24 protein-coding genes, 1 other RNA gene and 1 pseudogene are annotated in these 26,113 nt (G+C 67.0%); 12 read left to right on the forward strand and 14 right to left on the reverse strand.

Translation table 11 applies throughout. The annotated features are described in order from the left end of the window. The 4 genes and pseudogenes from WBV89_RS02630 to WBV89_RS02645 form a co-directional block, all read right to left on the reverse strand. A pseudogene (locus WBV89_RS02630) lies at positions 1–421 on the reverse strand (homoserine kinase); the annotation flags it as partial. 8 nt (positions 422–429) lie between these two features. Then, entirely contained in the window at positions 430–1,482 is a 1,053-nt protein-coding gene (trpD, locus tag WBV89_RS02635; protein ID WP_423979790.1) for an anthranilate phosphoribosyltransferase, read from the reverse strand. 54 nt (positions 1,483–1,536) lie between these two features. Beyond that, positions 1,537–1,791, reverse strand: a complete 255-nt coding sequence (locus tag WBV89_RS02640; protein WP_423979791.1) for a WhiB family transcriptional regulator — start codon at positions 1,789–1,791, stop codon at positions 1,537–1,539. A 203-nt stretch (positions 1,792–1,994) separates the two neighbouring features. Continuing rightward, positions 1,995–3,299 (reverse strand): heterodisulfide reductase-related iron-sulfur binding cluster, encoded by a 1,305-nt coding sequence (locus WBV89_RS02645; RefSeq protein ID WP_423979792.1) that lies wholly within the window; start codon positions 3,297–3,299, stop codon positions 1,995–1,997. Between the two features lie 115 nt (positions 3,300–3,414). On the opposite strand from WBV89_RS02645, the gene WBV89_RS02650 reads away from it, so the two are divergent. The 6 genes from WBV89_RS02650 to WBV89_RS02675 all read left to right on the forward strand — a co-directional run bounded on the left by WBV89_RS02650 (position 3,415) and on the right by WBV89_RS02675 (position 8,276). Further along, a complete protein-coding gene (locus WBV89_RS02650; RefSeq protein ID WP_423979793.1) occupies positions 3,415–3,855 on the forward strand; it encodes a hypothetical protein in 441 nt (146 codons plus the stop codon). After that, on the forward strand, positions 3,852–5,324 hold the full coding sequence (locus tag WBV89_RS02655; RefSeq protein WP_423979794.1) for an FGGY family carbohydrate kinase: 1,473 nt from the start codon (positions 3,852–3,854) through the stop codon (positions 5,322–5,324). The genes WBV89_RS02650 and WBV89_RS02655 overlap by 4 nt, the downstream gene beginning before the upstream one ends. An 84-nt stretch (positions 5,325–5,408) precedes the next feature. Next, a complete protein-coding gene (locus WBV89_RS02660) occupies positions 5,409–6,059 on the forward strand; it encodes a ferritin-like domain-containing protein (RefSeq protein WP_423979795.1) in 651 nt (216 codons plus the stop codon). Then, positions 6,059–7,042 (forward strand): hypothetical protein, encoded by a 984-nt coding sequence (locus WBV89_RS02665; RefSeq protein WP_423979796.1) that lies wholly within the window; start codon positions 6,059–6,061, stop codon positions 7,040–7,042. Before WBV89_RS02660 ends, WBV89_RS02665 begins: the two co-directional genes overlap by 1 nt. Before the next feature lie 45 nt (positions 7,043–7,087). Next, an RNA gene (rnpB, locus tag WBV89_RS02670) (RNase P RNA component class A) lies at positions 7,088–7,435 on the forward strand. Between the two features lie 160 nt (positions 7,436–7,595). Beyond that, positions 7,596–8,276, forward strand: a complete 681-nt coding sequence (locus WBV89_RS02675; RefSeq protein ID WP_423979797.1) for a cyclic nucleotide-binding domain-containing protein — start codon at positions 7,596–7,598, stop codon at positions 8,274–8,276. On the opposite strand, the gene WBV89_RS02680 is transcribed toward WBV89_RS02675, so the two are convergent. The 4 genes from WBV89_RS02680 to WBV89_RS02695 are packed head-to-tail and all read right to left on the reverse strand — an operon-like array spanning position 8,245 to position 12,512. Then, on the reverse strand, positions 8,245–8,832 hold the full coding sequence (locus WBV89_RS02680) for a histidine phosphatase family protein (RefSeq protein WP_423979798.1): 588 nt from the start codon (positions 8,830–8,832) through the stop codon (positions 8,245–8,247). The genes WBV89_RS02675 and WBV89_RS02680 overlap by 32 nt on opposite strands. Positions 8,833–8,871: 39 nt before the next feature. Next, positions 8,872–9,360, reverse strand: coding sequence for a hypothetical protein (locus tag WBV89_RS02685; protein ID WP_423979799.1), 489 nt, complete (start codon positions 9,358–9,360; stop codon positions 8,872–8,874). 9 nt (positions 9,361–9,369) lie between these two features. Continuing rightward, the gene (locus tag WBV89_RS02690; RefSeq protein WP_423979800.1) at positions 9,370–10,182 is read right to left on the reverse strand and encodes a zinc ribbon domain-containing protein; all 813 of its coding nucleotides are present in this window, start codon (positions 10,180–10,182) and stop codon (positions 9,370–9,372) included. Positions 10,183–10,202: 20 nt separating this feature from the next. Next, complete coding sequence (locus WBV89_RS02695; protein ID WP_423979801.1) at positions 10,203–12,512, reverse strand: transglycosylase domain-containing protein; 2,310 nt, start codon at positions 12,510–12,512, stop codon at positions 10,203–10,205. 113 nt (positions 12,513–12,625) lie between these two features. Between WBV89_RS02695 and WBV89_RS02700 the strand changes: the two genes are divergently transcribed. Then, on the forward strand, positions 12,626–13,588 hold the full coding sequence (locus WBV89_RS02700) for a TIGR03621 family F420-dependent LLM class oxidoreductase (protein WP_423979802.1): 963 nt from the start codon (positions 12,626–12,628) through the stop codon (positions 13,586–13,588). 197 nt (positions 13,589–13,785) lie between these two features. Here WBV89_RS02700 and WBV89_RS02705 read toward each other — a convergent pair whose 3' ends face one another. From WBV89_RS02705 to WBV89_RS02715, 3 genes are read right to left on the reverse strand one after another with little or no spacing between them, the layout of a single operon-like run. Continuing rightward, positions 13,786–13,929 (reverse strand): hypothetical protein, encoded by a 144-nt coding sequence (locus WBV89_RS02705; RefSeq protein ID WP_423979803.1) that lies wholly within the window; start codon positions 13,927–13,929, stop codon positions 13,786–13,788. 14 nt (positions 13,930–13,943) lie between these two features. Beyond that, positions 13,944–15,167: a glucose-1-phosphate adenylyltransferase gene (gene glgC, locus WBV89_RS02710; protein ID WP_423979804.1), complete on the reverse strand. Its 1,224-nt coding sequence runs from the start codon at positions 15,165–15,167 to the stop codon at positions 13,944–13,946. 58 nt (positions 15,168–15,225) lie between these two features. Continuing rightward, complete coding sequence (locus WBV89_RS02715; protein ID WP_423979806.1) at positions 15,226–16,614, reverse strand: glycogen synthase; 1,389 nt, start codon at positions 16,612–16,614, stop codon at positions 15,226–15,228. Positions 16,615–16,745: 131 nt separating this feature from the next. Here WBV89_RS02715 and WBV89_RS02720 point away from each other — a divergent pair, with 131 nt between their 5' ends. The 4 genes from WBV89_RS02720 (at position 16,746) to WBV89_RS02735 (ending at position 21,839) form a co-directional block, all read left to right on the forward strand. Continuing rightward, positions 16,746–17,243 (forward strand): hypothetical protein, encoded by a 498-nt coding sequence (locus WBV89_RS02720; protein ID WP_423979807.1) that lies wholly within the window; start codon positions 16,746–16,748, stop codon positions 17,241–17,243. A 40-nt stretch (positions 17,244–17,283) separates the two neighbouring features. After that, a complete protein-coding gene (gene ppc, locus WBV89_RS02725) occupies positions 17,284–20,088 on the forward strand; it encodes a phosphoenolpyruvate carboxylase (protein ID WP_423979808.1) in 2,805 nt (934 codons plus the stop codon). Positions 20,089–20,177: 89 nt separating this feature from the next. Next, positions 20,178–21,272 (forward strand): TauD/TfdA family dioxygenase, encoded by a 1,095-nt coding sequence (locus tag WBV89_RS02730; protein WP_423979809.1) that lies wholly within the window; start codon positions 20,178–20,180, stop codon positions 21,270–21,272. A 30-nt stretch (positions 21,273–21,302) separates the two neighbouring features. Further along, a complete protein-coding gene (locus WBV89_RS02735; RefSeq protein ID WP_423979810.1) occupies positions 21,303–21,839 on the forward strand; it encodes a ferritin-like domain-containing protein in 537 nt (178 codons plus the stop codon). Positions 21,840–21,888: 49 nt separating this feature from the next. Here the strand turns inward: WBV89_RS02735 and WBV89_RS02740 are convergent, their stop codons facing one another. Both WBV89_RS02740 and WBV89_RS02745 read right to left on the reverse strand, forming a co-directional pair. After that, positions 21,889–22,671 carry an exodeoxyribonuclease III gene (locus WBV89_RS02740; RefSeq protein ID WP_423979811.1) on the reverse strand — a complete coding sequence of 261 codons (783 nt, stop codon included), beginning with the start codon at positions 22,669–22,671 and terminating at the stop codon, positions 21,889–21,891. Continuing rightward, on the reverse strand, positions 22,671–24,308 hold the full coding sequence (locus tag WBV89_RS02745) for a histone H1-like repetitive region-containing protein (RefSeq protein WP_423979812.1): 1,638 nt from the start codon (positions 24,306–24,308) through the stop codon (positions 22,671–22,673). The genes WBV89_RS02740 and WBV89_RS02745 overlap by 1 nt, the downstream gene beginning before the upstream one ends. Positions 24,309–24,462: 154 nt before the next feature. Between WBV89_RS02745 and WBV89_RS02750 the strand changes: the two genes are divergently transcribed. Beyond that, positions 24,463–25,104 (forward strand): HAD-IA family hydrolase, encoded by a 642-nt coding sequence (locus WBV89_RS02750; RefSeq protein WP_423979813.1) that lies wholly within the window; start codon positions 24,463–24,465, stop codon positions 25,102–25,104. Positions 25,105–25,118: 14 nt separating this feature from the next. Here the strand turns inward: WBV89_RS02750 and WBV89_RS02755 are convergent. Beyond that, positions 25,119–26,113, reverse strand: a 995-nt coding sequence (locus WBV89_RS02755) for a diguanylate cyclase domain-containing protein (RefSeq protein ID WP_423979814.1), incomplete at its 5' end; no start/stop codon positions are given.

Genomic DNA, 26,113 nt, shown 5'->3' on the forward strand with positions numbered 1-26,113 from the left:
GGCCGAGCCGGAACGGAACCGCTCGACCATCCACATAGGCGACCAGGCCGCCGGCCAGCGATGCCGCCACGTTGTCGCCGTGCCCTTCGAGGTCCGCCGCGACATCGAGGATCTCCGCCGCCCCGTCCGTCAGCGAGCGACCCGCTTGCGCGATCGCGAGCCCTGCGGCACCGACACGCACCGCTCCGCTGAAACCCAACCCGCGCGCCATCGGGATGTTGCAGCGCATCCAGATCGGTCCGGACCCACCCAGTCGATCGAACGCTGCTCGTCCGGGATGGTGCGCGTCGAGTTGCTGCGCCCCGTCGGGGGCCGAGCCGACACCGAGGTCAGCGTGCAGACCGACGGCCATCGCGAACACGTCGAACCCCGCACCGAGATTCGCCGACGATGCCGGCGTGCGGACGACGAGATCGGTCACGGCACCGGTCACGGCACGAGTTGGGCGGTCGAGACGCGCACGAGTTCGGCGAGGGTCCGCTCCGCTCGCCCGTCGTCGATGGCGCGCTGGGCTTGTTCGATCCCGTCGGCGAGATCGTCGGCTGTCCCCGCGACCACGAGGGCCGCCGCGGCGTTCAGGACCACCACGTCGCGGTGCGGTCCCGCATCACCGGCCAGGACGCGACCGACCGCCGCCGCGTTCTCCTCAGGCTCGCCACCGCGCAGGTCGTTGGCCGTCGCGGGAGCGAGGCCCAGATCCACCGGATCGACGAGGAACTCGTCGACGACGCCGTCGATGAGTGCCCAGACGTTCGACACGCCGGTCGTCGTGAGCTCGTCGAGTCCCGCGCCATGCACCACCCATGCCCGGGTGACGCCCTGCCGGCGAAGGGCACCGAGCATCGATGCGGCGTAGGCCGGGTCGGCCACGCCGATCAGCTGGTTGCGCACGCGGCCCGGGTTCGCCATCGGACCGATCATGTTGAACGCGGTCGGAACGCCCATCTCCCGACGGGGGCCACCGGCGAACCGGAACGCCGGGTGGAACGCCGGGGCGAAACAGAAGCCGATACCCGTCTGACGGAGGCATTCGGCGACGCCTTCCGGGGTCTGTTCGACCGCCACGCCGAGCAACTCCAACACATCGGCGGCACCGGTCTTCGACGAGGCCGAGCGATTGCCGTGCTTGCACACCGGGGTCCCGGCTGCTGCGATCACGATCGCCGCCATCGTCGACACGTTCACCGAATCCGAACCGTCTCCGCCCGTCCCGACGATGTCGACCGACGACAATCGCTCGGTGTCCGTCAGCGGAACGATCTTCGCTTCGCTCATCGCCGCCGACAGCAAGCCGAACAACTCCTCACTCGACTCACCCTTCGAGCGTAAGGCGACCAGGAATCCGGCGATCTGGGCCGACGTGGCGTCGCCGGTCAGGATTTCGGACAATGCGGCTGCCGTCGCCTCGGCGGGCAGGTCGATTCCGGAGATGAGCGTGGAGATGACACCGGGCCATCCGCCGTAGGGCGCGAGCGCAGACATGAGTGGCGAGACTACGCGGCGTCGGCCGTCAGCGCGGCGTCGACTTCTCGGTGATCAGTCCTTGCGACGGCGCTGGCGGATGATCCGGCGACGATCGCGCTCGGTGGCGCCGCCCCAGACGCCCGCCTTCTCCCGGGAGGTCAAGGCGTAGTCGAGGCAGGTGGACTGCACGGCACAGCTCGCGCACACGCTCTTGGCCGCCTGCGCCTCCGCTTCGTCGTCCGGATAGAAGATCGCCGCGTCGAGACCGCGGCACGCGCCGAGATCCCACCACTTCGATGTGTCTGGATTGATCTGGTGGATGGACACTTCGAGACCCCCTGGCCCTGATTCGCGTACGGGCGTCCCCTGCCCCTACGAGGCCGAATCTAGATCGAACCAGCTCAGAGCGCCAGAGAAATCTCACACGGTTCTCAGAATAGGTGTCGAGCGATCTCGCGAAGGTGGCCCATGCGGGTCCCGAGCCGGGGCTCGGAGAACGTTCCCCCGAACTCGCCTCCCCTGCTCGTCGGCTATCGCTCGTCGGGGATCCCGTAGGCGCGAGCGACAACCTGCAGCGGGTGGGAGACCTGACGACCCGTCTGCTCGACGATCGCCGTGTTCGAGAGATGGCATCCGCCGGCGATCACGTCACCGCCGACTCGATCGATCTGCTCGCCGAGGCGCTCCGCCATGCGGATGCCGGTGTCGTCGTTGCCCTCGCGATAGCCCCACATCGACTCGATCCCCGAGCTCTGTTGGATGAGCAGGACCCGTGCACCGGTCAACTTCAACAGATCGCGGCCCTGGTAGCCGATGTTCTGTCCCCGGAGATGACCCGGCGCGTGATACGTGACCGTGTCGGGGACGTCGCCGTGGAAATCGGTGTCGAGCACGTGGCCATCGCTGCGGTGCAGGGTCATCAGGTACTCGGCGGCATCGAACGTGTGGGAGGCGACCAGGTCGGCATCCTCACCTCCGACGTAGTCCGGATAGTCGTTCTTGATCACGTAGCTGCACGTCGGTTGCGGAACGACGACGTCGGTCCCCCGGCGCACCTCGGCCGCGAGAACCTTCACGTTCTTCTCCGCGACCTTCGTGAACCGGTCGATGTCGCCCGCGTGGAGCAGCGGCGCCCCGCAACACTGCGCACCCGACTGGTTGCACTCGATCCCGTTGCGCTCGTAGACCTTGACCAGGTCCTTGCCGATGCTGGTCGCCTGGTATTCGACGAGACAGGTGGGAAACACCGTGACCGTGGCTTGTTTGCGCTGGAAGTTGATCTTCGGTCGTTGGTCGAACCAGTCCGAGAACCGTTGCCTCGCGAACGGAGCGAGCAGGCGTTGCGCCGACACCCCGGACACCTTGGCCGTCAACGTGCGGACCCACGATCCGGGTTTGGCTCCCACGACGTGGTTCGCGGCCGGCGCCGTCATCGTCGCGAGTCTCCCGACTCCATCGACCCGGCCGAGAACCTTCGACGTCGCCCGCTCGCGCGCCGAGATGTGTCCGTGCTCGAACTGCATCGCCCGGGCGCGAAGCATCAGCCGGGGAAAGTCGACGGCGGCCTCGTGAAGATCGGGCGTGTAGGGGCAGTCGGCTGCGCACAACTTGCACTGGAAGCACTCGTCGACGACCTGATCCTGCTCGACCGGGGTCAGGAGTCCTGCGTCGGGTTGTTCATGGCGATCGAGCATGTCGAACAACGTCGGGAACGAGGTGCACAGGTCGACACAGCGTCGGCAGCTCTGGCACACGTCGAAGACCCGCGTGAGTTCGTCGCGTACGGGAGCTTCGTCGGTGTAGGAGGCCTCGGTCGGGTCGTAGGTGGTCGTCATGTCGATTCGTTCCCCGCCCGGGCAACCTCGTGAGATTACCGTCACCCCGGGCCACAGAGGGGCTCCGCGGCCAGCGGATTGTCGCACTCCGCGGCGACGTGGCACGATGAACCCGATGTCGCACGAGGACCCATCGGTGCCGATCGGGGTGAGGAGCGCGGGTCGCTGGGACCTCGACGCACTTCGCGCGGGTGCCGCAATCTGTCTGGTCGTCGCGATTCCCTTCACGCTCCTGGGCCTCGTCGCCGACGGGGCACGGGTGATCTCGTTCTTCGGAGCGGTCGCCGGCTTCATCGTGGGTTCGGGCAGTGCGGCGTGGGTGCAGCAGCGCGGGACCCCGCTCAGCCACGCTCTCGTCACGGCGATCGGCACCTACGTCGCCGCCCAAACGGTGTTCATCCTGCTCCGTCTGATCACCGGCCGCGAGGTGAATTGGTTCGGCGCGTTCTTCACGCTGTCGCTCGTGTCGTTCGCCGGCCTCATCGGCGGGTTCCTCGGCAGCCGGCTGCAGGCCAAGGGGTTCGTCCCCAGTTCTCGAAGGACCGACGCCCGATGACCACTCGATTCCTCGTCCTCGACGTCGGAACCACCGGGCTGCGCGCGGCGATCGTCGACGACCGACTGCAGATCGAACACTTCGAGTACCGCGCGAATCCACCGTCGATTCCTTTCGATGGGCTGGTCGAGTTCGACGCGGTTCAGCTCGGTGAACTCGCGCTCGACGCGGCGCGCGCCGCGCACGCGCATGTCGACGCACCCGTCGATGCCGTCGGCATCACCAATCAGCGTGCGAGCACGATCCTCTGGGACCGGGCGACGGGCCGACCCGTCGGCCCGGGAATCGGCTGGCAGGATCTGCGCACGATCACCGAGTGCATCGTCGCGAAGGCAGAACATGGCTGGACCGTCGCCCCGAACCAGTCGATCACCAAGCTGGCGTGGCTCCTCCAGAACACACCGGATCTCGCCGGACGTGATCTCTGCTTCGGGACGATCGACAGCTGGATCGCGTGGATGCTGACCGACGGGTCGCTCCACGTCAGCGACGGAACGAACATGTCGACGACCACGACGGGCATGCGCGTCGCCGACGGTTCGGACTGGGCCGATGACCGGCTCGACCACTACGGCATCGAACGACACCTCCTCCCCCGCGTCGTGGACTCCGCGGGCATCGTCGGCCGGGCCACCGCACTGCCCGGATCTCCTCCGATCGCGGCGCTCTGTGGCGACCAGCAGGCGTCACTGATCGGTCAGGCATGCGTGCGCCCGGGCGTGGCGAAGCTCACCCTCGGAACCGGCGGCATGCTCGACCTCGTCACCGGCCGGGAGGCTCCGACCGAGATCCGCCGGAACCCTGCGGGCACCTACGCGCTTCCCACCTGGCAACTCGACGGCGACCTGATGTGGGGTGCCGAGGGGATCATGCTCTCGGCGGGGACGAACATCGACTGGCTGCGCGACGACCTCGAGCTGATCGAGACGAGCGCTGCGAGCCACGACGTCGCGAGCAGCTGTCGTGACAGCGGTGGCGTCGTCTACGTGCCGGCCCTGCTCGGCCTCGGGACGCCCACGTGGGACTACGGCGCCCGCGGCACGCTGCTCGGCCTCACCCGAGGCACCCAACGGACGCACATCGTGCGCTCCGTCCTCGAGGGCATTGCGCACCGGTCGGCCGACATGGTCGACGCGGCCGTTGCCGACACCGGTGTCACGATCGACACGGTGCGCCTCGACGGTGGGATGTCGCAGAACCCCACGCTGGTCCAGGCGCTCGCCGATGCGATCGGTGTCCCGATCGAGGTGTCGCCGACGACCGAGGCGACGACACGCGGGGCGGCGTTCCTCGCCGGCCTCGGCATCGGCGTCTGGAACTCGGTCGGCGACGTGTCCGCCCTGTGGGATCCAGCGGTCTCGACCGTCCCCGATCCCGGCGCCGACCGCACCGCGAACCGCGCTCGCTGGAGCGATGCGCTCGACCGCGCCGGCCAATGGCATCCCGACCTCTCCGCCCTCGACTTCTGATCACGACCGGACGAATCCAGTGTTGACCGCAGTCCGCGCCCTAGAATCGCTCCGGTGCCTTCCCGGCTGGAAGGCTGCTGTCGCATGACCCGAAAGGACCCATCCCCCGTGGATCTCGAAATTCCTGAGCCCGCAACCGGCACGACGTTGTCGCGCCGGGGCCTCGTCGCCCGAGCCGGTGCGGCCGGACTCGCCGGACTCGCCGCTGCATTCGTGATCGATCGCAACGCGCTCGCGTCGGCGACCGGCCCGGATACCCGACCCGGTATCCCCACCGAGTCCGACACCGCATTGCTCATCCAGGTGATCGGCCTCGAACTGGCAGCGAGCGACCTGTACCGCGCCGCCCTCGAGGGCGCGTCCGACGACATGGCGGTCGCCATCGGGATCCTCTCCGACAACCACCGCGCCTACGCGCAGTCGATCGCCGGAGCGACGGGATCACCGGCCGGACAGGCCGATGAGGAGATCGTCTCCGCGAACATCGACGACTTCACCGGTTCGAACGACGAGTTCCTCGCCGCGGCCCACGAGCTCGAACAGACCGCCGTCTCGACCCACACCTCGCTGATCTCACAGTACGAGAGCTCACACGCCATCGAGTTGACGGCATCGATCGCCGTGATCGAGGCACGCCACGCCACCGTCCTCGCCGAGATGCTCGGCGTCGACGATCTCGACGTCCTGTTCGGGAACGACCAACCCGCCCTCCAACTCACGGGAGAGGACGCCTGATGCCTTCTACGTTCAACTCAGCCACGTCGCGTCGCAACGCCCTCAAGATCGGTGGACTCACCGTCACACTCGGCGCGCTCGCCGCAGCCTGCGGCGAGGACCGCAGCGGCGACGAAGGTCCCGGTCGCGTCGGGAGCGCACCGGTCCCGACCGCGCTACCCGACTATCCGATCGACGAAGCGGTCATGCTGCGCACCGCCTCGTCCATCGAGTACACCGCGATCGAGGTCTACGAGTCGCTGCTCGCCCTGGGCGACGTGATTCCCTCCGACCTCACCCCGACCGTCGAGCAGATGATCGCCAACCACCAGGCCATCGCTGACGAGATGGAAGGTCTGACGACCGACGCCGGCGGCGAACCGTGGACCTGCACGAACCCCTGGCTGATGGAACGCCTGGTCACGCCGACCTTCGAGCTCATCCAGTCGAACATCGTCGGTGTCGTGCTGGAGGACACCTCGATGGTGCAGGTGCTCGCCGAGGAGGCCACGATCGCACCGGTCATCACGACGGCCCAGGGCGACATCACACTGATCAGCTCGACCGATGATCTGAGCACGGGTGACGAGCTCCAGTTCGACCGACTCGACGGTGCTGTCACCGACGACGCGATGGCGTTCATCAACGCCCTCGAGAGCATGGCCGCCGCGTCGCATCAGGAGTTGGCGACGACGACCACGATGACCGAGGCACGCACCGCTCATCTCGAGGCTGCGACGCTCGAGGCGCGCCAGGCGAGTGTGCTCGCCGTGGCGATCTACGGCCCCGACGGCTATTTCTCGCCGACCCTCGTCGGTGAGGACGTTCCGCCGACCGAGCGCGGTCAGATCCGCCACTTCGCAGTCGAGTCGATCTTCGGCGAGACCGCACAGATCGAGATCAAGGCGGGGCCGGGCGACATCAACAACGTCCGCAAGAGCGTCGTGATGCAGACGCCGGCCGCGAACAGCCTCGTCTACAACGAACTCTCCTGCGACGCCTGATCTGGCGGACCTGACCCAGCGGGCGTAGGCTCGTGATCGCAATGGTGAGGTGACCGGGTGGCCGCGGCACGTCTTCGGGCGTGTCGAGGAAAGTCGGGGCTCCATCGGGCAGGGTGCTGGCGAGAGCCAGGTTGGGGCGACCTGACGGACGTGCAACAGAGAGAGACCGCCGATGGGCATGCATCGCATGCCACAGGTAAGGCTGAAACGGTGCGGTAAGAGCGCACCAGCGGCGCCGGTGACGGCGTCGGCTCGGTAAACCCCACCCGGAGCAAGGTCGAGCAGGAAGATGGGCGGCCCGTCCGTTTCTTCCGGGTAGACCGCACAGATGGATGGCCACCGGGACCGACAGCGTCGGTCCTACAGAACCCCGCTTACAGGTCACCTCACCATTGCATCCACCACCTGAGCTGTCGGGCGTCGGCCCCGACGTGACGGTCGGCATCTGTGCCGCCAGTCATGTCCGGCATGGGGACTGGTACACAGACGCATCGACCCTTCCGGGTGGACGATGAACGGGATCCAGCGTCTATCGCGACACATCGAGGTCCCCATGTATCACCACGACCCCATCTCCGCAGGCCAGCTCCATCACGCCAATGTCCTCACCGCGCAGCAGCGCACGCGGGGCACGCCCGTGTCGAACCGAGTCCCACGATGGCGAGCACCGTATGCGAACTACTTCGCCCGACGGCGTGCGATCCCGCTCCTCGTCGATCATGAGCTCTTCATCGGCCTCGACCGCAAGGAACTCGCTCGCGCTGGGGAGCTCTTCGAGGTGGTCAAGGTCAAGTCCGGCCAGTCACTCGGCGAGCAGGGCATGAAGGTGACCGGTTTCGTCACCATTCTCGAGGGACGAGTCGGTGTCACCATCGACGGTGTGCCCCATGCCGTCCTGGATGACGGATCCCATCTCGGAGCTCTTTCGCTCATCGACGATGAGCGCCCGACTCACCGTGCGTCGTTCAGCGTCATGGCGCCGAGTCGCATCGGAGTCGTCGCCGCAGCGCGGTTCCCCGAGCTGCTCGAGGGGTTCCCGGTGGTCGCCGATCGCATCCGTGCGATCGTCGCCGTTCGCCGCGCGTACCTCGCCGGCCTCGCTGCCGGGGCAGCCGGCGACACGCAGACGACGCCGTCGAGAGCCGTCACGGAGTATCCCGTTCACCTGACAGACGCTGGGAGTGCTCTCCGCCGACGTGAGGTCATGCAGGTTCGAGGTCGAACGTCTCGTTGAACTTGGACAGCACCGGGCGGCGACCGCGGATCTCGATCCGGCAGATGCTGGCGTGGTCGAGATGACAGTTCCACGCGATCCCGATGTCGACACCCAGCGCCCACGCCACCGCCGATTTCATCGGCGAGACGTGGCTGACCACGACGACGTTCTGCCGCGCCGCCCGCTCGACGAGTTCGTCGCACGCGAGACGCACACGCTCATCGAGCGTCGACAACGACTCACCCCCGTCCGGCACGAACGAGAAGTCGTTCCGCCACGTCTGCCACACTTCGGACGGCACATCGGCGTGCGGGACGCCCTCGTACACGCCGTAGGACAGCTCGATCCATCTGTCGTCGGTCTCGATCGGAATCCCGAACGCTCCGGCCGTCTGCTGCGCACGCTTGAGCGGGCTCGCGATGACCGCATCGATACCTCCATCGATCTGTGACAGGTGGTGCGCCGCCGCACGCGCCTGTCGCTGGCCGCGGTCGTCGAGGTCCTGATTCAGGCGTCCCTGGAGCAACCCGGCCTCGTTCGCCGCGGTCCGCCCGTGTCGCAACAAGATCAGCACGGCGCTGAGTGTGTCACATCGTCGAAGTGATCGCCTGCTTCATCTGAAGCGGGCGGGAACGCTGATCAAACGGCCGTCGTCGAGGAACCGCCGCCTCCGGTCCGCGGCACTCAAACCGTTGGTGCGCCACAGCCATATACACATGCCGACGCCGATGATCTCGAGCACGAGACTGAGCAGTCCACGGTCCACGATCGGGATCCCGCCGTCGGAGAACGACACTCCCGTGAACGGCCACCAGAACGTGTCGGTGTCGTTCCACGCCGCGTCGAACACCAGGTGGAGGAACATGCCGATCGGCAACCCGAGCAAGGTGCGACGGATGCGGCTGCCGCGCGTGGTTGCGATCATGACGATCGCCAACAGGGCGATGCTGACCGTGATGCTGTGCAGCGCACGAGCTCCGCCGAACACGACGTCGACACCCGGGAGCACCGAGCCGACGATCAGCAGACGGTTGTCGAAGTTCGGATCGCGGAAGACGAACCCGACGGTCACGATCGCCGTGCCGATGAACCAGAAGACCAATGCGATGCCTCAGGCGACGAGCATTCGCCCGCAGTTCGGGCACTCGGCGACTCCGTCGGACGATCGTGCCTCGTCCTTCACGTCGTCGACCTCGGCGGCCGACAGGTCGAGGTGACAGCCCTCGCACCGGTGCCCGGACAGTTGGGCCACGGCGACGCCCGATGAACTCCGCACCCGGTCGTAGCGCGCCAGCATGGCCTCGCCCAGTTCGGAACGGAACGACGTGCGTTCCTCTGCCCGGCCTGCCAGCTCGGCATCGATCTCCGACGTAGCCCGTTGCAACGCGGAATCCGCGACACCGAGCGCCTCGCGCAGCGCCGACTCGGTCCGCAGATGCTCGGTCAGGCGATCGTCGATCTCCGACTGTTCCTCGAGCGCCTCCAACTCCCGCATGTCGAGCTCATCGGTGCGTTCGTCGAGCCCCGCGATCTCGTGCATCAGCGCTTCGGCCTCGCGCGGAGCGATCACGGTCTTCATCTGCGCCTCGAGACGGACCTTGTGCGCGGCGATCTCGGCCGCATCGCTCTCCGCCTGTTCGATGGCGACCGTCAGCTCGTCCATTCGCGTGCGCATCGACGATCGGTCTCGTTCCCATTCCTGCAATGCATCCGACGCAGCTGCCAGCTGCTCGCGCTCGGGAAGTCGATCTCGACGATGGCCGAGCTGATCTGCCTCGGTGTCGACTCGCTGCAGGTCGAGCAGTCGAGTCGCAGTCGTCGGCGCCGGGGGTTCGTCCGATTCGGGTGCACCGGTTGCGGGTGTACTGGCTTCGGGTGCACCGGTGTCGGGTGCGTCGTCGGGTGCGTCGTCGGCCTCGGTCACGCACGCATCATGCCATGCGCTCAGCAGGGAGCGACGCTCTGGTTGATCGGTACCGACGGCAGCGGATGGTTCGGATCGAGGATGTCCGGCGGAATCGTCGTTCCGAGTTGGGACTTCGCCGTGATCACGACGACCGGGGTCGTCTGGACGGGCCCCGGTGCTGGAGCCGGATCTGCCGGTGCGTTCTCGTCAGGAGGCGGTTCAGGCGCCGGTTCCGGTTCGGGTGCCGCCGCAACCGCCGGACGGAAGCCGCGGATTCCCGACGGAGTGGCTGCGGGGTCGGCCGGTGCCTCGGCTGCTGGGTCCTCGGCCGCGGGCGTCTGTGCCGACGGAATCACGTCACCACCGGACGTCCCGGTGACGACCACGGTGCACTCGTTGCCGGGAAGGACAAGCCGCGCGTTCGGCCGCTCGGGCGGCGCAGGTGCTTCCCAGTCGAGGATCGGCAGACCGAAGTGTGCAGCGTTCATGAAGTTCTGCCAGATCCGTGCGGGATACGTACCGCCCTGGACCTTGCTGAATTCGAACCCGTCGATGTTCACCATCTCGGTGTAGGCGTCGGGGTCGCCGACCCACACCGCCGTGGCGAGTTGCTTCGTGCCACCAGCGAACCAGGCATTGGTGTTGTCCTGCTGGGTTCCGGTCTTGCCGAATGCCGGGCGACCGTCGGGGAATGGAGCCTCACTCCGGCCGGTGCCGTAGGTGATTGTGCCCTTCAAGATGTCGACGGTTTCGAGAGCCGCACCGCGGTCGAGTTCCTCGGTTCCAGGGTCGAAGTGCGTGTAGGTCCGCTCACCGGCGGCGTCGTCGATGTACTCGACGTAGTACGGCTCCTTGTGGACGCCCTCGTTCGACAGCGTCTGAATCCCCGATGCCATGTCGAGCGGGGTCATCTCGTTCGCCCCGGTCGCGAAGCTGGCGTACGGATGGATGGGCTCGCGCTCGGACTCGGGCTGGCCCGTGTACAGGTACGCCGACTTCGCCATCCGATACGTGGTGTCGACCACACGGTTCAGGCCGACGATCTGGGACAACCGAGCGAAACCACAGTTGACGGAGCGGGCGGTGATGTCGCGCAGCGTGCCGACGAAGCCCGAGACACCGCCGTTGATCTCGAAGATCGGCTCGGCCGGATCACCCGTCGGGAGTTTGCAACCGACTCGGCCGTCGATCAGGTCGCCACCCTGTGCGCCGGCCTGGACCGCTGCAGCGAGGATGAAGAACTTGATGCTGGAACCGGTCTGGCGCGGGCTGAGCGCCATGTTGACCTCGCGCTCGTTGGGCTTGAACCCGCTGCCGCCGACCATCGTGCGGATCGCCCCGGTCTCGACGTCGAGCGACACCATCGCGGCATCGAAGCCCTCGGCCGACTGCGGGAGCAGATCGCGGGCACGCTCGCCGGCAGCTTGCATGTCGGGGTTCAACGTCGTGTGGATTCGCAGACCGCCACGGAACAGTTGGTTGTAGCGCTCCTCGTACGTCTCGCCGAGAATCGTCGAACGGTTGAGGAGATAGTCCCGCAGCGCCTCGGTGTAGTACGTGCGCTGGTTCTCGCGGCCGGGAATGACGCGCACCCGGTCGGGCAGAACGAACTCCTCGGCGAGCACGTCGGCCTGGGCCTCGGTGATGATCTCCTCGCTCACCAGACGATCGAGTACCTGGATCCAGCGGGCACGGCTTCGCTCGGGTTCGTTGATGGGGTCGAATCCGGAGGGCGAACGGACGAGACCGGCCAGGAACACCGCCTCGAGGAAGTCGAGATCGGCGGCCGTCTTGCCGAAATAGGTCTCGGCGGCGGCCTGGATCCCGTAGGCGTTGTTGCCGAAGAAGACGGTGTTCAGATACCGCTCGAGGATCTCCTCCTTCGACTTCTCCTTCTCCAGCCGCTTCGCGTACTGGATCTGGAGCAACTTGTAGCGACCGTCACGCTCCAGACCGGCGAGGAAGTCGTTCTTGACGACCTGCATCGTGACCGTCGAGGCACCCTGCTCGGGAGCATCCGATGCGAAGTTCGACAGGGTCGCTCGGAACAGGCTGCGCACGTTGACGCCGTCGTGTTGGAAGAACTCCTTGTCCTCGATGATCAGGAACGCCTGGATGACGTTGTCGGGGATGGCGGCGTAGTCCATCGGCTGCGAGTTCTCGAGTTCGTAGACCGCGATCTCGTTGCCGGCGGCGTCGTACACGTAGGTGCGCTGCGCCAACGGTTCGAACTCCGGGAGGATGACAGGATCCTCGGCATGTGCGTTCGCCATCGACCAGACGCGGGGCGCGACAGCCACGACGATCGCGACGATCAACAGCGCGCCGGAGGCGACCACAAGCAGCATTCGGGGGATCCACGCAAGACGTTGCACAGTGGCCCCGACGCTAGTGCGATGACCGTCACGAGAGGCGTCATGCGCCGGGGTTCACACCCGAGTCCGAGTAGCGTCAACCGGCGATGCGTGACCAGTCCAGTCCCTTTCCGATCCGTCCTTTTCGATTTGGGGTGCAGCTGAAGAGCGCGGCAACCGGGGCCGATTGGACGGAGCAGGCTCGCCGGATCGAGACGCACGGCTACGACATCGCCACGATGCCCGATCATTTCGATGACCAGTTCGCGCCGGTTCCCGGGCTCCAGGCCATCCTCGGCGCGACCACCACGCTGCGCGCGTGCGCTCTCGTCTTCGACAACGACTACCGCCACCCGCTCGTGCTCGCCAAGGAACTCGCGACCATGGACGTGCTGTCGGACGGCCGACTCGAGATCGGCCTCGGTGCCGGCTGGATGATCACCGACTACGACCAGGCGGGCATGACCTACGACCGGGCCGGTGTCCGCATCGACCGCTTCGTCGAAGGGCTCGCCGTGATCAAGGGTCTGATGGCCAACGAGCGGTTCTCGTTCGCGGGCGACCACTACATCATCGACGATCACGCCGCATTCCCGCGCCCGGTCCAGACACCCCATCCACCGGTGATCATCGGCGGCGGCGGCACTCGCGTCCTCGGGATCGCCGCGCGGGAAGCCGACATCGTGGGAGTCAACGGCACGCTCCACGCCGGGGTGATCGGTGACGAGGCGATCGCCACGATGACCCGCGAGGCGGTCGTGGACAAGGTCGCGATCGTCGCCGACGCTGCCCGAGCGGCCGAGCGCCTCGACGCGATCGAGATGAACATCCGGACCTTCTTCGTCAGCGTGACCGACGATCGGGACGGCCAGGACGAGGCGATGGCGTCGATGATCGGTGTCGACGCGCGGATGATCCGCGAGTCGCCGTTTGCGCTGATCGGATCGGTCGAGCAGATCGTCGACGATCTGGTTGCACGGCGCGAAGAGTTCGGGTTCAGTTACGTGATCGTGGGCGGTGCCGAAGCCGACAGCTTCGCTCCGGTCGTCGCCCGCCTCGCCGGCACCTGACCCCGTTCACCCGACCCACCCGTCCCGCGCCCACCGCCCCGTCCGGTGAGATGTGCGACAACGTGTCGGTCCCGAACCTCACCGATACGCCCGCCGCACGCCGTCCGGTGAGATGTGAGACAACCTGGCCTTCTCACATCTCACCGAGCCGGTCACTGGCGGCGGGAGAGGGCCCGGGGTGCGCTGCGTCGGTCAGGTCAGCCGTCGAGGAGGTGCATCGCACGTCGCCGTGCGGTCGAGGCCTGATCGCGGAGGCGTCGGGCGCCGGCGACGTCATCCATCAGCTCGGCGACATCGGCCAGATCGTTCAACCGTTCGGCCGTCTCGATGACGGACTGCACGTGGGCATCGTCCATCAGTTGAAGCGGTAGTCCTTCGGCAGCACGGCGATGCCCTCGTCACTGATCGTGTACCGCTCCTGATCCTGCTCGGGATGCAGACCGATCCGCGTCCAGTCGGGCACGTTCACGTTCTTGTCGATGATGCATCGATGCAGTCGTGCCCCCGAGCCCACGTGGACGCCCGGGAAGATGATCGAGTCGGTCACGTGCGCATCGTGGTCGATGAACGTGCCGGGGCCGATGATCGATCGTTCGACGTGCGCACCGCTCAGGATCGATCCCTGGCAGAGCAGACTGTCGTCGACGAACGGCGGTTCGCCGCCACTCCCCCGTGACACTTTTGCCGGCGGGAGCGCCTTGCGCGACGTGAAGACGGGCCACTTCTCGTTGTAGAGGTTGAACACGGGCACCGGAGCGATCAGGTCCATGTTGGCGTGGTAGAACGCGTCGAGCGTTCCGACGTCACGCCAATAGCCGCGCTCCCGAGCGTCCTGGCCCGGAATCGTGTTCTTCGAGAAGTCGTACACCCGGGCATCACCGGCGGACGTCAGCGCGGGGATGACGTCGCCGCCGAGGTCGGTGTACTGGTTCTGGCCCGGGGTCACGATGTCGACCAACGTCTGGGTGTTGAACACGTAGTTGCCCATGCTGGCAAGGCAGCGGGTGTCGTCGCCCGGCATCGTCGGCGGATCGTCGACCTTCTCGTGGAACGCGATGATCCGACCGTCCTCGGCCGCCTCGATCACGCCGAACTCGCGAGCCTCGTGCTTGGGAACCGGGATCGCCGCCACCGTCACACCCGCGGCGTTGTCCCGATGCTCGGCCACCATCTGACGCGGGTCCATCCGGTAGATGTGGTCAGCACCGAAGACACACACGATGTCGGGGCGTTCGTCGTGGATCAGGTTGAGGTTCTGATAGATCGCGTCAGCGGAACCCTGGAACCAGTGCGGACCGCGGCGCATCTGGGCCGGCACGGGCGTGACGTAGTCGTCGAGCATCGCGGAGAATCGCCACGTCTGGGAGATGTGGCGGTCGAGGCTGTGGCTCTTGTACTGGGTGAGAACGACGATCTTGCGGTACCCCGCGTTCGCGAAGTTCGAGAGCGCGAAGTCGATCATCCGGTAGGTCCCGGCGAACGGGACCGCCGGTTTCGCACGGTCACTGGTGAGGGGCTGGAGCCGCTTGCCCTCTCCCCCCGCCAGAACGATCACAAGCACATTCGGGTCGCCATCCATCAGCGTCCACCGTACCGGTCCCCGCACGGGTGCCGTTGAACGGCGCACATCGCGGGGGTTACGACTCGGTGGCGGCCGCGGCAACCAGGTCGCGATACATGTCCGCATACTGCTCGGCCGGATGCGTCCACGACCAGTCGACTGCCATGATCCGCTTCTGGAGCGTGGTTCGGTCACGTGTGCGACGGAGACGCCGGGCGGCGCGGAACATCGCCGCGAGCAGGTCGACCGAACTCACTTCGTCCGCGACGAATCCCAGGCCGCCGCGTTCGCGGTCGACGTCGGGCACGGTGTCGACCAGTCCCCCGACCGCGGTCACGACCGGAGGGGTTCCGTAGCGCATCGCCTGCATCTGCGTGAGGCCGCACGGTTCGAACCGGCTGGGCATCAGGAACAGGTCCGCGCCCGCGAACATGAGATGGGACAGTGCCTCGTCGTATCCCTCGACGAACGCGAAGGAGTCAGGGTAATCAGCGGCAAGCTGGTGGAGTTGGGCAGCGAGGACAGCGTCGCCCGAACCGAGGATCCCGAGCCGCATCGGGATCTGATCGAGCAGCGGGATCAACGGCACGAGGAGATCGATCCCCTTCTGCTCCGTGAGCCGCGTCACCACGGTCGCAAGAGCGGTGTCGTCCCGGTCGAAGCCCAGTCGTTCGATGAGCGCCGTCCGACACGTCGCCTTACCGGCCAGATCGGTCGATGTGAAGGTCGCCGGGAGATGGGGATCCGTCGCCGGGTTCCAGACCTCGGTGTCGATCCCGTTGAGGATCCCGACCAGCGCATTCCGACGCGCGCGCAGCGGACCGTCGAGCCCGAACCCGTGGGCCGGCGTGCGGATCTCGTCGGCGTAGTGCGGTGACACCGCCACGATCCGGTCGGCGAGCGCGAGCGCACCCGACAAGGGGTTGGTCTCGCCCCACCACTCGTAGTGCGACCCATCCGGTCCGATCCGTTCGAGCCAGGAATCATCCGCGATGCCCTGGTAGGCGAGGTTGTGGATCGACACGACCGTCGGGGGCGCATCGGGTCCGAACGCCGCTCGCGCCGTCCCTGTGTGCCAATCGTTCAGATGGACCAGATCGGGCTGCTCGCGCTCCACCAACGCTGCGACCGCCCGTCCGAAGCGGAAGAAGCGCTCGCTGTTGTCCTCCCAGCCCGCGCCATCCGCGTCGAGGTACGGATGCGGCCGGGCGACGCCGGGGACCGAGATCAACGTGAGCGGACCGACATCGACGTGCCGACCGCGGCGCACGACCGCCGCCCCCACCCACGCCGGGACATCGAGCTCGAACGACACCTCGTCGACCAGGAGGATCCCGCCGTAGTCCGGCATCACGAGGTCGACGTCGATCCCCAGGCGTCGCAGCTCGCTCCCGAGACCGGCAGCAGCGGCTGCGAGTCCGCCGACCGTTGCGACCGGCGACAGTTCGGCCGTGGCGAAGATCACGTGCACTCCCCCATCATGGCCGCAACCGCCACCCAACCGCCGAACTCGTGAACTGTTCGCGCACGGCACGGGCGAACAGTTCACGAGAAGCCGACCGGACGGGGCGGTGCGGGGCCGGTACGTTCGGGCACATGCGCCCCATCGTTCTCCTCGCTGTGCTCGCATCGACCGTGATCGGGCTCACGGGCTGCGGATCCGACGCGTCGACTACCGACGCAACGACCGACACGAGTCCCGCGACCGGTCCGGCGGAGACCACACCGGCCGAGACCGGCTCAGCCGAGAGCGCACCAGCCGAGTCGGAGGCCGGACAGCAGGACGAGCAGATGTTCCCGGACGTGATCGATGCCGAGGCGCAGCGAAGCGGCGACACGTGGACCATCTCGGCCACCCTCTCGTCGCCCTACGACACGCCCGAGCGCTACGCCGACGCCTGGCGCGTCGTCGACGCGGGCGGAACCGTCTACGCGGAGCGAATCCTGACCCACGATCACGCGTCGGAGCAACCCTTCACCCGGTCCGAGTCCGGGATCGAGATCCCCGACAGGGTGACCGAGGTCGTCATCGAAGGCCGGGATCTGGAGTTCGGCTACGGCGGCGAGACCTTCCTGCTCGCCCTTCCGAACTGACCGACCGACTCTGCGTCGTCGATGGTGTTGACTGGACCCCGTGCCCACCGAGCAGTCACCCCCACCCACGTCGACCCACGGCAATGACGCTCTCAGCGCCGACATCCGCCTGCTCGGACAACTGTTGGGCGACGTCGTTCGCGAGCAGGCCGGTGTCGAGACGTTCGAGCTGATCGAGGCGGTCCGACGTGTGGCCGTCGGCGGCCGACGGACCGGCACGAGTTCGGTCGCCGAGCTCGAGGCGATGCTCGGGACTCAGCCGATCGAACAGGTACTCCATGTCGTACGCGCCTTCGATTGGCTGTCACTGCTCGCGAACACCGCCGAGGATCTGCACGTCGAACGACGTCGGCGTCACCACCTGAGCATCGGCAGCGGTGCACAACCGGGCAGCGTCGAGGCCACCATCGACCTCCTCGACGAGGCCGGAGTCGAACCGGCCGAGGTTCTCGACGTGATCGGCGGGCTCGAGGTGAGCCCCGTGATCACCGCGCACCCGACGGAGGTTCGACGCAAGACCATCCTGGACGTCCTGTCCGACGTCGGGGAACTCCTCGAACGACTCGACGGCCTCGGCGGTGCCGACCGGCGACGCGACGACATCGTCCGCGACCTCGAAGCGCGGATCCTCACGCTCTGGCAGACCGCGATTCTGCGGCTGTCCAAGCTCCGGGTCAGCGACGAGATCAACGAGTCGCTGCGCTACTACAAGGCCAGCCTCTTCGAGACGATCCCGCGCCTCGAGGCCGACCTGGAGGCCATCGCCGTCGAGCGGTTCGGGTCGCCGCCCGTCGACACGTCGCAGGTCATCCGAATGGGGTCGTGGATCGGCGGCGATCGCGACGGCAACCCGTTCGTCACCGCGGACGTGATGCGCCTCGCCATCGGCAAACAGTCCGTCGTGGCGCTCCAACACCATCTCGACGCGATCAACCACCTCTCCGTCGAGCTGTCGATGTCGGCGCGGCTCGTCACGCCCACCGACGAACTCGACGCACTGGCGCGGGCATCGGGCGACGACTCGGCATTTCGAGCCGACGAGCCCTACCGGCGCGCATTGCGCGGGATGTACGCCCGGCTCTTCAGCTTCGGCCAGCTGGTGCTCGGCGACGACATGTCCGAACTCTCGTGCCCGACACCGCGGGTCGAACGACCTCCGTACACGTCGCTCGATGAACTGATCGACGATCTCGACACCGTGGCCGACTCGCTGCGTTCCCACGGCGCCGGGGACCTCGCGGACGTATCGGTCGAACCGGTGCAGCGTTCGCTCGCGATCTTCGGCGCTCACTTGTGCGGCCTCGACATGCGCCAGAACTCCGCCGTCCACGAACGGGTCGTCGCGAATCTCCTCGACCAAGCGGGCGTCACCGTCCACTACCTCGAGCTCGACGAGGCCGCTCGCGTCGCGATCCTGACCGCCGAGATGGAGTCCCCGAGACTCCTCCGCCACCCGACCGCGACCTACCGCGACGAGACGCAGGGCGAACTGGCGGTCCTCGACGAAGCGGCGGCCACCGTCGCCCGCCTCGGACGACGGGCGATCCCCCACTATGTGATCTCGATGGCGACCGCGGTCAGCGACGTGCTCGAGGTCGCCGTCCTCCTCAAGGAGGTCGGACTGGTCGAGATCGCGTCGGACGAGCGCCCCGCGAGCAGCCGACTCGACATCGTCCCGTTGTTCGAGACGATCGACGACCTGGCCGGCTCGGCGAGCACGCTCACCGCCCTGCTCCAGCACCCGATCTACGCGCAACTCGTCGCGTCCCGAGACGATCGCCAGGAGGTGATGATCGGCTACTCGGACTCGAACAAGGACGGCGGGTATCTGTCGTCGCAGTGGAACCTGTTCGCAGCACAGGCCGCACTCGTGGACGCAGCGCAGGACGCCGACGTCAGGCTCCGCCTGTTCCACGGTCGCGGAGGAACGGTCGGCCGGGGTGGCGGCCCCGCGTACCAGGCGATCCTCGCCCAACCGCCCGGCTCGGTCGACCGGTCGATCCGGGTGACCGAACAGGGCGAGATGGTGGCAGCCAAGTACGCCCGCCCGGCACTCGCCCGCCGCAACCTCGAGACGCTCGTGGCCGCGACTCTGCGCGCCTCGTGCAGCGGGGTCCCCGGCAAGGACGCGCCGACGGTGCACCACTCGACCATGGCAGAGCTGGCGGACACGGCATTCGAGACGTACCGGGATCTCGTCTACGGCGACGACCGGTTCGTCACGTTCTTCCGCGAGATCACCCCGACGAACGAGATCGCGAGCCTGAACGTCGGCAGCCGCCCCGCGTCTCGGAAGAAATCGGACGCGATCGAGGATCTGCGCGCGATCCCGTGGGTGTTCGGTTGGACGCAGTGCCGATTGATGATCCCGGCCTGGTACGGCGCCGGGTCGGCGTTCGAGGCATGTGCCGCGAACGACCACGCTCAGGCCGACCGGCTCCGCGAGATGTACGCCGACTGGGCGTTCTTCCGATCGATCATCGACAACATGGGCATGGTGCTCGCCAAGGTCGACATCGAGATCGGACGCCGCTACGCAGAGGTCCTGGTGACCGACGACGAGATGCGCACCGACATCTTCGGCCGGATCGAACACGAGCACGAGCTGACCCGAACGTGGCACACTCGGATCACCGACTCAGCCGATCCGCTTCGTGACAACCCGTTGCTCGCGCGCAGCCTGCGCAATCGTTACCCGTACCTCGACCCGTTGCACGTCGTCCAGGTCGACCTGCTCCGTCGGTTCCGCGACAGCAGTCCCGATGCCGACGGTCTCGAGCTGGTGCAGCGGGGAATCCAGTTGACGATCAACGCGATCGCGACCGGAATCCGCAACTCGGGGTGACCGTTGAGCGGGTTCGATCACATCCGACGACGCGCATGCAGCGCACGGCTGGTACGATTCCTGACCTACCTCGTCGGGATTCAGTTGCCATGGCTATCGTCGAACATTCCGAACTCGCACCGCTCGCCGATGTGATCGAACCCGCTTGGTGGTCGGGCGCGGCTCCCCTGGACGCCGCCGAGTACACGATCGACTGCGGTGGGTATCCGATGGATCCTGCGGGCCTCGCTCACGACGGCGAACTCGGCCGACGGATGCGGGAGACGTTCGACCGGGTCGGCCTCGTCCACCTGACGAACACCGGACTGACCGAACTCGTCGACATGCGTGCCGCTGCGAAACTCGTCGTCGGACGCGAGATGAAGTACGTGGGCGGGGCGAATCCGAGAGACAACCTCGCACCGAACGTCTACGAGGTCGGCGCGCCGCTGTCGGCGTGGCTCCACTACCACCACGAGATGGCCTACGTCGGGCGAAGCACGCGCGTGATCAGCTTCCTCGCGAGCGACGTGCTGCCCCCCGCCGTGCCGGGAACCGGCGGTGTCGGCAGGGGCGCGACGTTCGTGTCCGACTCGATCGCGGCCACCGACAAGCTGCTGTCGACACCGTTCGGTCAGAAGCTCAAGCAACTCGGCGTCTGCTACCACCGCAACCTGACCGACCGGGACGCCTTCGTGGGCAAGACCGAGTACGGCGTCTACAACCACTGGCAGAAGTCGTTCGACACCGACGATCCCGAGCACGCGGCCAGCAGGGCGCGCGACCAACGCCTCGCCGTCGAGTGGGGTCCCGACCGACTGTTGAAGACCCGGTACTACTGCTCGGCCTTCGAATACTTCGCGCATCTCGATCGCAACGTGCTCTACAGCAGCCTCGCCGACCATGGCATGTGGTTCGACACCTGGCCGCTCGTCCAACACCTCCCGTACGAGGAACGGCCGCTGCACATGACCTTCGGCGACGACAGCGAGTTCTCGCCCGAGGAACTGCAGGAGTGGATCGACCTCTACGACGAGTTCGGAATGCCGCTCGACTGGCGGCGCGGCGACGTCGGCGTGATCTGCAACTACCGGTGGGCCCACGGTCGCCCCGGGATCCATCTCGACGACGGTGAGGCACGAAAGCTCGGTGTGGTCCTCGGTGATCAGTACGACCGCGTCGGGGTTCGCTCCGACGGCTGGTGATCCGCACCCCGAACGTGCTGAAATGGCCGGATGGCCGACTTCCTCACCGACATCCAGACCCTCCGCGACCGAGCCCGTGCCGGAATCGAACAGGGTCCGATCACCGATGCGTACGGCGCCGATCGTGAGCGTGTCATCGAGGTGCTCAACGAGGCGCTCGCGACCGAACTCGTCTGCGTTCTCCGCTACAAACGTCACTACTACACCGCGACCGGGCTGAGCGCCGCTCCCGTCGCGGCCGAGTTCCTGCAACACGCCAACGAGGAGCAGGCGCACGCCGACCAGATCGCGCTGCGGATCACGCAACTACAGGGTTCACCCAACTTCGACCCCGAAGGACTCGCCACTCGGGCCCACGCCGAATACGACGCCTCCGACGATCTGCTCGACATGGTGCGCGAAGACCTGATCGCCGAACGCATCGCGATCGAGAGCTACAGCGAGATCATCACCTGGCTCGGAAACGACGACTCAACGACTCGCCGGATGCTCGAGGACATCCTCGCGATGGAGGAAGAACACGCCGACGATCTGCTGTCGATCCTCGAGGACATGAGCCCGGCCTGAGGTCGGCTGAGTCCGAGCTGCGGGTCGCCCGCACGCGTGCGGCGAGCCGTCAGCCGAGCGAGACGTCGACCATCACGGGGGCATGATCGCTCGGCTGCTTGCCCTTGCGGGCGTTGCGGTCGATGGCGGTCCACGTCGCCGCCTCGACGACCGGGCGTGAACACATCAAGAGGTCGATCCGCATGCCGCGACCCTGGTGGAAGTCTCCACCCCGATAATCCCACCACGAGAACATCCGATCCGCGTCGTGGAACTGGCGGAACACATCGGTGAGTCCCCACGCTTCGAGTTCGGCCAGCCGGGCACGTTCGGGTTCGCTTCCGTGCGTCGCACCGACGAGGACCGCCGGGTCGTGGACGTCCCGGTCGTCGGGCGCGATGTTGTAGTCGCCGCCGACCACGACGGGAAGATCGGGTGCGGCGAACGGGTCCGCATCCAGGTGCTCGATCAATCGGCCCAGCCACCACAGCTTGTAGGTGTAGTGATCGTCGTCGAGCGACCGTCCGTTCGGCACGTAGACACTGGTCACGCGCACCCCACCGCATGTCGCGGTGATGATCCGGGCGTCCGGGTCGGGTTCGCCGTCACCGGCGAAGTTCGACACCACGTCGTCGAGGCCGACCCGTGACAGGATCGCAACGCCGTTCCACTGCCCCTGCCCGTGATGGGCGCAGGTGTAGCCGAGCGCCTCGAAGGCGAGCGTCGGAAACGCGTCGTCGGCGAGCTTGGTCTCCTGGAGCAGCAGAACGTCGGGTTCGACCTCACGCACCCAGTCCTCGACGCGCTCCTGGCGGGCGCGCATCGAGTTGATGTTCCACGTGACGATGCGCATCAATCGGCCTCGGGACGTGTCGCCACCGGCTTCTTGGCCGCGCTCTTCCTGGCCGCAGCCTTCTTCTTGGCCGGCGCCTTCTTCGCACCGGTCTTCTTCGCGGCGGGCCTGTTCTTCGCTGCGGTCCTCTTCGCGGCGGTCGTCTTCGCTGCGGCCTTCTGCGCACCGGTCTTCTTCGCAACAGCCGTCTTCGGGGAAGTCGTGGCGGCGGTGTTCTCCGGCGCCGGAGCCTTCTTCGCCACGGTCTTCTTCGCGACGGTCTTCTTCGCGACGGTCTTCTTGGCTGCAGCCTTCTTCGCGGCGGGCGCCTTCTTCGCGGCGGGCGCCTTCTTCACAACCGCCTTCTTGGCGGCAGCCTTCTTCGTCGGCGTCTTCTTCTCGGCCACCTTCGTGGCCGCAGCCTTCTTCACGACCGTCTTCTTGGCCGTCGCCTTCTTCGTGGCCGGCTTCTTCGCCGCAGCCTTCTTCGTGGCCGGCGCCTTCTTCGCGGCCGCTTTCTTCGCGGCCGCTTTCTTCGCGGCCGTCTTCTTCCGGGGGGCTGCCGTCTTCTTCGGGGCCGAATCCTCCGCATCGAGCGCCGCCGACACCTCCTCCGCCGTGGTGTCCTCACCGTCCTCGGCAGCGATCGCGGCCTGGGCCAGATCGGGCAAAGCACAGTCGATGCTGCGCCGAGCGGCCGCGAAACTGACGACCACGACGTCCACCGATTCACCGACCTTCATCACACTCTTCGCGCTTCGCGGCGCCGGGTCGGCCATCAGCCGCAGCGGCACGTACCCGCGGACCTCGGTGTCGGCGATCGAGATGTAGGCCCCGTGCGACGAGTACGCGTCGACCGTTCCGGTCACGCTCGTTCCCGCCGGGTGCTGTTCGACGAAATCGAGGAACGGCATCAGTTCGTTCACCGGATCGCCGCCCTTCGGGGCGGGCTTGGGTGACGCATCGGCCTTCCTCGATGCCCCCGACGAGCGCGAGCCGCGCTTCGCCGGGGCCTTGGATGTCGACTTCGAGGCCTCCTCGGTGTCGGAGTCCTTCTTCTGCGCGCGACTGGGCGGCGGCGACTTCGGGGTCGGCATCGGCCCGGACGCCTCCTTGCTCCCGGTACGCACGGTGCTCTCGTCTGCACCCGATCCGCGGCGCGAGCGACCGCCGGAGGCTCGTCGGCTCTGGCCTCCCGACCCGCGTGTTGCCTTTCGACTGATCGGGCCGCGAACGGGAACACGATCGACCCACACCCAGCCGACGTGCGGGACCGGCTTGCCGCCGATCAGCCGACCTTCGTCGAAGAGCCACGTGTACTCGCCGTGGAATTCCTGGAACGAGTCGTTGGAGAGAACGGACGCACCCGCCTTGTCGGCGATGCCGAGCACGAACGCGTCACCACGCCCGACGGCTCCGGCGGGGGGCGCCACGAGCTCGTTGTTGGAGATGCCCGCTTCGAACTCGGGGATCTCCTTCTTGTCGATCCGATGGCCGAACGTGGCGTCGACGACGACGGTGATCGCGGTGTCCGGGTACTCCTCCATGAAGCCTCCGACCGCCTCACTCAGTTGCGACAAGCTCGGCATCGAGCGTCCTTCGGTGGCGATGTTGGAGCCGTCGACCACGACGTGGGCCGGCCCTTTCTTGGTATTCATCTCGAGTTTCACTTCCTCTGTTGGGGGCGGATCCGCGCAGACTCGCGACGGATGCCGGTTCGGTCCTGCGCAGTGCACGGGCCGAACATCACCACCGATGGTAAAGCGTCGAGCAGGTCGCTGCACTGATCCCCCGAATCGTAGGATCGCAACGATGACCGATCAGACCGTCCGCGCCGTGCTCTGGGACTTCGGCGGGGTGATCCTGACCAGCCCGTTCGAAGCCTTCAACCGCTACGAGCGCGACCACGATCTTCCGCTCGACTTCATCCGCGGGGTGAATGCGCTCGACCCGGATGCGAATGCGTGGGCGGGCCTCGAGCGCAACGACATCACCCCCGACGAGTTCGACGCGGCGTTCGCCGCCGAGTCGGAACAGCAGGGCCACCGGGTGCCGGGTGCCGACGTTCTGGGACTGCTGTCCGGAGACGTGCGACCGGAGATGGTGGTCGCGCTCGACCGCGTAATCGCCGCCGGATACACGACGGCCTGTCTCACGAACAATGTCGTCTCCGACGTCGACGAGAATCAGCAACGCATGGACGTGGCCGACGTGATGGCGCGCTTCGATCATGTGGTCGAGTCGAGCAAGGTCGGCGTCCGCAAGCCCGAGCGACGGTTCTACGCGATCGCCTGTGAACTCGCCGGCGTCACGCCGGAACAGTGCGTGTTCCTCGACGATCTCGGGATCAACCTGAAGCCGGCGCGGGCGATGGGGATGCGGACGATCAAGGTCGGCGCTGCGGCGGAGGCGATCTCCGAGCTCGGTGCGATCCTCGGGATCGACCTGCACTGACGCGCTCGACGGGCTCAGGCCATGTCGGTTGCAATCCTCCAGCGGCTGCGACCGTCGCGTTTGGCTTCGTAGAGCGCCTCGTCGGCGCGCCGCATGAGATCGCTGTGTTCGGCTGCGCGCCCGAGGGCCCCTCCGACGGTTGCCGACACGATGTACGTCCCGGCATCGAGGTGCACCGGTTGCTCACCGATCGCGTCCACGATCTTCTCGGCGAGCGTCTCCAACTCGGACACGCCGGGCGCCCACACGACCATCTCGTCTCCGCCGATCCGGGCGACGAGGTGACCAGGACCCACGGCTGACACCAGGCGTTGGGCGGTGACCTCCAGTACCCGATCGCCCACCGCATGACCGTGGTCGTCGTTGACCCGTTTGAAATGGTCGAGGTCGACGAACAGGAGCCCGACCCGGACGTCGTCGTTCGTCTCGGAGATCACCTCGGCGAGGCGTTGACGGTTGGCCAGTCCGGTCAGTGGATCGTGGGCGGCGTTGTGGGTCAGTTCGGCTTCGCGGATCTTGCGCTCCCGAATGTCGTGAGCCATCACGACGTGACGGAGCGCACCGTCCTCGATTTCGGTGGTGACGGTGAGTGCGAGATCGACCCGCACACCGTCGACATCGGTGAATTCGGCATCCCCGCGCCAGGTCCCGCCACCGGCGACGAGCGCCTCGATCGTCGCCAGACCCCGCAGCAGGCGTCGCGAGTACTCGTACTGCGCCAGGTCGGAGGTGAAGCCCGGATCGAGTCGGGTGAGGAGGGTCGCAGCCGAGGCGTTCACGTACGTGAGGCGCCGATCCTCGAAGACCAGCACGGCATCGGCGGACGCCTCGACGATCGCGGCGAGGCGTCGCGCCCGCTGCTCGGAGCGGCGCAGGTCGTCGATGTCCTGGATCACGCCGACCAGCCCGGTGACGTTGCCCTCGTCATCGACCGTCACCGACATCTGCGACGTCACCCATCGCGACGAGCCGTCGACGTGCATGATCCGGTACTGGGCCTCGTACTGGC

Origin of the sequence: Ilumatobacter sp. (genome assembly GCF_049588435.1) — a bacterium.
In the GTDB taxonomy this organism is placed as follows: Bacteria; Actinomycetota; Acidimicrobiia; order Acidimicrobiales; family Ilumatobacteraceae; genus Ilumatobacter_A.

Bases quoted from the DNA above. Each gene is read 5' to 3' on its own strand.
- trpD (WP_423979790.1), bottom strand. From the start codon at position 1,482: ATGTCTGCGCTCGCGCCCTACGGCGGATGGCCCGGTGTCATCTCCACG.
- WBV89_RS02645 (WP_423979792.1), bottom strand. From the start codon at position 3,299: ATGACGACCACCTACGACCCGACCGAGGCCTCCTACACCGACGAAGCT.
- WBV89_RS02650 (WP_423979793.1), top strand. From the start codon at position 3,415: ATGTCGCACGAGGACCCATCGGTGCCGATCGGGGTGAGGAGCGCGGGT.
- WBV89_RS02655 (WP_423979794.1), top strand. From the start codon at position 3,852: ATGACCACTCGATTCCTCGTCCTCGACGTCGGAACCACCGGGCTGCGC.
- WBV89_RS02660 (WP_423979795.1), top strand. From the start codon at position 5,409: ATGACCCGAAAGGACCCATCCCCCGTGGATCTCGAAATTCCTGAGCCC.
- WBV89_RS02665 (WP_423979796.1), top strand. From the start codon at position 6,059: ATGCCTTCTACGTTCAACTCAGCCACGTCGCGTCGCAACGCCCTCAAG.
- WBV89_RS02675 (WP_423979797.1), top strand. From the start codon at position 7,596: ATGTATCACCACGACCCCATCTCCGCAGGCCAGCTCCATCACGCCAAT.
- WBV89_RS02695 (WP_423979801.1), bottom strand. From the start codon at position 12,512: ATGCTGCTTGTGGTCGCCTCCGGCGCGCTGTTGATCGTCGCGATCGTC.
- WBV89_RS02700 (WP_423979802.1), top strand. From the start codon at position 12,626: ATGCGTGACCAGTCCAGTCCCTTTCCGATCCGTCCTTTTCGATTTGGG.
- glgC (WP_423979804.1), bottom strand. From the start codon at position 15,167: ATGGATGGCGACCCGAATGTGCTTGTGATCGTTCTGGCGGGGGGAGAG.
- WBV89_RS02720 (WP_423979807.1), top strand. From the start codon at position 16,746: ATGCGCCCCATCGTTCTCCTCGCTGTGCTCGCATCGACCGTGATCGGG.
- WBV89_RS02730 (WP_423979809.1), top strand. From the start codon at position 20,178: ATGGCTATCGTCGAACATTCCGAACTCGCACCGCTCGCCGATGTGATC.
- WBV89_RS02735 (WP_423979810.1), top strand. From the start codon at position 21,303: ATGGCCGACTTCCTCACCGACATCCAGACCCTCCGCGACCGAGCCCGT.
- WBV89_RS02740 (WP_423979811.1), bottom strand. From the start codon at position 22,671: ATGCGCATCGTCACGTGGAACATCAACTCGATGCGCGCCCGCCAGGAG.
- WBV89_RS02745 (WP_423979812.1), bottom strand. From the start codon at position 24,308: ATGAATACCAAGAAAGGGCCGGCCCACGTCGTGGTCGACGGCTCCAAC.
- WBV89_RS02750 (WP_423979813.1), top strand. From the start codon at position 24,463: ATGACCGATCAGACCGTCCGCGCCGTGCTCTGGGACTTCGGCGGGGTG.